We start from the raw sequence: 4,777 nt of genomic DNA, 5'->3' as shown, positions 1-4,777 counted from the left end.
GGGGGGGGGGGCCGGGCCCGGGCCCCCCCCCCGCCAACCCCGGGGGCCCCCACGTCGTCGTCACCGCGCCGTCTCGAGATCGAGCAGGAAGCGCTTGCGTTCGGGATGCGCGCCGTAGTGCCCCGGCGAGCCGTCGGATCGGACGACCCGGTGCACGGGGACGATGATCGAGAACGGGGTGTTGCGGCAGGCGGTGCCCACCGCCCGTGCCGCCCCCGGGTGACCCGCGAGCGCCGCCACCTCGCCGTAGCTCATCGTCTCGCCCCACTCGATCGTCGCGATGGTCTGCAGGGCTGCGCGCGCGAACCCGTCGGCCAGCCGCCAGTCCCAGGTGAGCTGCTCGTCGAAGCGCACGGCGACTCCGTCGAAGTAGTCGTCGAGCAGGGCGGAGAGATCGTCGGCGGCGCCGGGCGCCGGTTCCGGCACGGCGCCCAGACGATGCGAGACGTTCTCGAGAAGCCAGGGGACCGAGGGGTCTTCGGACTCCGAGAGGTCGAACCGGACGATGCCGTCGTCGGAGAACACCGCGAGCGCATCCCCGAACGGGGTGGGGGCGAAGTCGTAGCGGAAGGTCATGCTCCCATACTGACGCCCCGGCCTTCGAGCACGCGGCCGGATCACGGGAGCGGGGGAGGCTCAGCGTTCCTCGTGAACCCGTGCAGGAGGAGTGCGGTGCTGCAGCGGTGCGCGACGACTGCGGAAATACGGTGAAACCCGCCAGGGATACAGCCTCGCGAGCGTGTCGCGCTTAGGGTGTGAGGTGTGTGGCGACGTGAAGGCAAGGCTGTGGATGACGCAGCGATCGATGCCTCGGTGACCCTGGGCGCGCCCCTCGGCTCCGCACCCGTCTCCGGAATCGCGCATGCGGCGGAGGCCGCACGGACCCGACTGCGTGCCGAGGCCGCCGATCTGGGCGGCTCCTCGCCTCTGGTGAACTTCCGCGACACGGTCGAGTCGAGCATCGACATCTCCAAGGCGCATCCGGGCAGCCTGCCGCAGTTCATCACCGGGAGATCGACCCTCCTCTCCAATCTCTTCCGCGACGAGGTGGGTCTGCGCACGGCCAGGCTCGCCGCCGAGCGGATCACCGCCAAGAACACCGAGCTGCGCACGGTCCGCGGGATCGAAGCCGTGCACCTCGCGGTCGGCGTCGCGGGCTGGCGCATCGGGGGCGCGGATTTCGCCGCTCCCGTGCTGCTGCGCCCTCTGGCGATCCGGCGCCACCACTCCGACTTCGAGCTCAAGCTGCAGGGCGCGTTCGAGGTCAACCCCGAGCTCGTCCGCATCGCGCGGGAGCACTTCGGCATCACGATCGATGCCGCGGCCCTCGCGTCGCTCGCCTACGACGGCGGGATCTTCAAACCGCAGCCCGTGATCGACAGCCTCCGGGCCACGACCCGCTCGATCGACACCTTCACGGTGCTGCCCCGACTCGTCGTCTCGACGTTCGCCGATGTCGGCGGTGCGATGTCGCGTGACGGGGGCAGCCTCGACCACATCGTGCTCAACGCCCTCGCCGGCCACGTCGGCGACCGTGAGCAGGTCTCCGCACGCCGACCCGCGCCTCACCACACCGGACCGGACGACCGCGCACCGGCATCCGACAACCTGCTGCTCGATGCGGATGCCGAGCAGGAGGCCGTCCTCGCCAGGATCGCCGCCGGTCACTCGCTGACCGTGGCCACGCTTCCGGGCACGGGCGGCACCCAGACCGTGATCAACGCGCTCGGTGAGCTCGTGCGCGGCGGCAAGCGCGTGCTCGTGGTCTCCGCGCGACGATCGACCCTCGACGGCGTGCGTCATCGCCTCGCCGGCATCGGCCTCGACAGCCTCGCGGTGTCGCCGGCGAGCGTCCGCCGTGATCTCGTGCGGGCGATCGGCCGCAACGAGAAGGCCACGGCGCCGAAGGTGAGCGACGTCGACGACGCGCTCGTGCGACTGCGCACGGTTCTGCGCGACTACCGTCATGCGCTCACCGCCCCGGTGGCAGGCACCGGCTCATCGGTGCTCGACGCCACGCGTCACCTGACCAAGCTGGCCTCGCTCGCCACGCCGCCCTCGACGACCGCGCGTCTGAGCACCGAGACGCTGCGCACGCTGGCCGACGACCGCTCGGCGGCGGCATCCGCTCTCGCGCAGGCAGCGCGTCTCGGAGAGTTCCGCTTCGGCCCCGACGACTCCCCGTGGTACGGCGTGACCTTCTCGAGCACGGAGGCCGCACGATCGGCTCATCAGCTCGCCGGTCGCCTGCACGCCGACAGCGTTCCGGCGCTCCTGGAGCGCGGCTACGCGCTGATCTCGCAGACGCACATGCGCCCGTTCTCGACGATCGACGAGCTGGGGGAGTACCTGCGACTGCTGCAGGGGATCCGCGACTCCCTCGATCGGTTCAGCCCGACCGTGTTCGAGCGACCGCTGGGCGAGCTCATCCAGGCCCACGGGTCCCGGCGGGATGCTCCCAACATGTCCGGAGCGAACCGCCGCCGACTCCGTCGCCTCGCCAAGGAGTACGTGCGCCCAGGGGTGCATGTCACCGAGATGCACGACTCCCTGCTCCGCATCCAGGCCCAGCGCACCCAGTGGCAGCGGTGCGTCGAGGCGGGCGTCGCCCCCGAGGTCCCGCTCGGACTCGCCGACGTGTACTCCGCGTGGCAGCGCGTGACGGCGGAGCTCGCCGAGCTCGACGTGGCGCTCGGACGCCGCGAGCCGCTGGCGACGCTTCCGGTCGCGCGTCTGGTGCGCACCCTCGCCGGTCTCGCGGCGAAGTCCGACGTGTTCGACAACCTCGTCGAGCGGGCGCAGCTGCGCGACCGTCTCGCCGATCTCGGGCTCGAGCCGCTGCTGGCCGAGCTCTCGGTGCGCCACGTCGCCGAGGCGCGCGTGGGAGACGAGCTCGAGTTCGCGTGGTGGCAGACACTCCTCGAGCGCGCGCTGCAGGACGACCGCGCGCTGCTCGGCGCCAACACGGCCGTGGTCGACAGGCTCGAGCGCGACTTCCGTCTCGTCGACGAGGCGCATGCCGCCATGGCGGGCCCGCTGCTGGCCTGGCAGCTGGCGAACCAGTGGAAGATCGCGATCGTCGACGAGCCCCAGGAATCGCAGAACCTGCGGCGGGCGCTGAAGCAGCCCGCGACGACGACCGCCGAGATCGTGAGCTCCGCGCCGACACTGGTCGACGTGCTCGCGCCGGTCTGGATCTCCTCGCCCTATCTGGTCCCGCAGATCCCGGACTCCGTCGACTTCGACGCCGTGCTGCTCGTCGACGCCGCCGCGATCAACCTCGCCGAGGCCGCCCCGGCGATCCGCAGGGCACGTCAGGTGGTCGCCTTCGGCGACCCCGTCACCCAGCTCCCGACCCCGTTCCACGTCGCGGTCGATCCGGGCGACGAATGGGAGCACGAGGTTCCCTTCGACTCCGTCTCGGCCTTCGAGCGTCTGTCCGAGCTGCTGCCTGTCATGACGCTGACCCGCAGCTATCGCGCGGGTGGCGAAGACCTCGCCGAGCTCATCAACGACGCGTTCTACGGGGGAGAGATCGTCTCTCTGCCCTGGGCCGGGTCCTATCTCGGTCGCGGCAGCCTCACCGTGGACTACGTGGAGGGCGGCACCGGCGCGCCCGACCCGATCTCCGGTGCTGTCGAGAGTCCTGAGGCCGAGGTCGCCCGTGTGGTCACCCTGGTCGTCGAGCATGCCGTGCACCGTCCGGATGAATCGCTCATGGTCGTCACGGCCAGCCGTCGGCATGCCGAGCGCGTGCGCGCAGCGGTCACGTCGGCGTTCGCCGGTCGCTCCGACGTCGCGGACTTCGTCGGTCGCGACACCGCGGAGCCCTTCTCCGTGCTCACTCTCGAGGAGTCGGTCGCCGAGAGCCGCGATCGGGTGATCTTCTCGCTCGGATTCGGACTCACCAAGCACGGCCGCGTGCTGAGCGACTTCGGCGACCTCTCCACTCCCGACGGTGAACGACTGCTCACCGTCGGTATGACGCGGGCCCGGCGATCCATGGTCATCGTCTCGTCGATCCGCCCGTCGTCGTTCGACGACGGGCGACTCGAGCACGGAGCCGCCACGCTGATGTCGATCCTCGGGGGGCTCGCCGCCCGAGGCAGGGACGCCCGTCTGGAAGATCTCGCGGATCCGCTCACGTTGGCGCTCGCCAGGGAGCTGCGCCGTCTGGGCGCCGCGGTCGACGTGGACTATCGCGGGCTGCTGCCGCTCGTGGCCCAGTACGGCGGCAAGGCCGTGGTCATCGAGCCCGATCCGGAGTCCCGCGGCGAGTCGCTGCGCGAAACCCTGCGTCTGCGCCCGCATGTCCTGCGCCGTCTCGGCTGGCACTACGTGCGCGTGCACGCCTTCGACCTCTACAGCGACCCGGTGACCGCAGCCGCACGGATCGGCGAGGTGCTGGGCATCTCGGCATCCGCCGCCCGAGCCGAGAACGACACGCAGCCGATCGATCTCATCGATCCGCAGCATGACTGACGAGCGCGAACCCCTCCCCGCACGGCAGCAGGTCGTGCGGGTGCCGGGATCTCGCCGCGCGAGGCTCACCCCCGTCGACGGCACCGACACCGATCCTGAGGGATCCGCGGTGGGTGCCGCGCAGTCCCCGGCCTTCGTCGCACGCCGGGTGCGTGCCGATGCGCGACCCGCCGGTCCGAACGACGATCGTCTGATGCAGGCCACGGGCGGACTTCGACGGGGATCTGCCCGTCGAGAGCGTCACGCGCATCGCCGAGCGACGCGAACGAGCCGAGGTCGATGCCGCGGTTGTCGC

2 protein-coding genes are annotated in these 4,777 nt (G+C 71.2%); one reads left to right on the top strand and one right to left on the bottom strand.

Annotated features, from left to right (window positions below):
* Positions 1-60: 60 nt before the first annotated feature.
* Positions 61-576 carry a methylated-DNA--[protein]-cysteine S-methyltransferase gene (locus tag ABTZ43_RS17005; protein WP_350539624.1) on the bottom strand — a complete coding sequence of 172 codons (516 nt, stop codon included), beginning with the start codon at positions 574-576 and terminating at the stop codon, positions 61-63.
* Positions 577-786: 210 nt separating this feature from the next.
* Between ABTZ43_RS17005 and ABTZ43_RS17000 the strand changes: the two genes are divergently transcribed.
* Positions 787-4,482, top strand: a complete 3,696-nt coding sequence (locus ABTZ43_RS17000; RefSeq protein ID WP_502885432.1) for an AAA family ATPase — start codon at positions 787-789, stop codon at positions 4,480-4,482.
* Positions 4,483-4,777 lie beyond the last annotated feature (295 nt).

Source organism: Microbacterium sp. NPDC097977, assembly GCF_040302605.1.
Classification (GTDB): domain Bacteria; phylum Actinomycetota; class Actinomycetes; order Actinomycetales; family Microbacteriaceae; genus Microbacterium.
Note: the sequence above shows the minus strand (reverse complement) of the source record. Positions and strands in the feature narration are given on the sequence as shown.

What these genes read in the sequence shown, in the direction of transcription:
- ABTZ43_RS17005 (WP_350539624.1), bottom strand. Translation starts at nt 576, where the DNA reads ATGACCTTCCGCTACGACTTCGCCCCCACCCCGTTCGGGGATGCGCTC.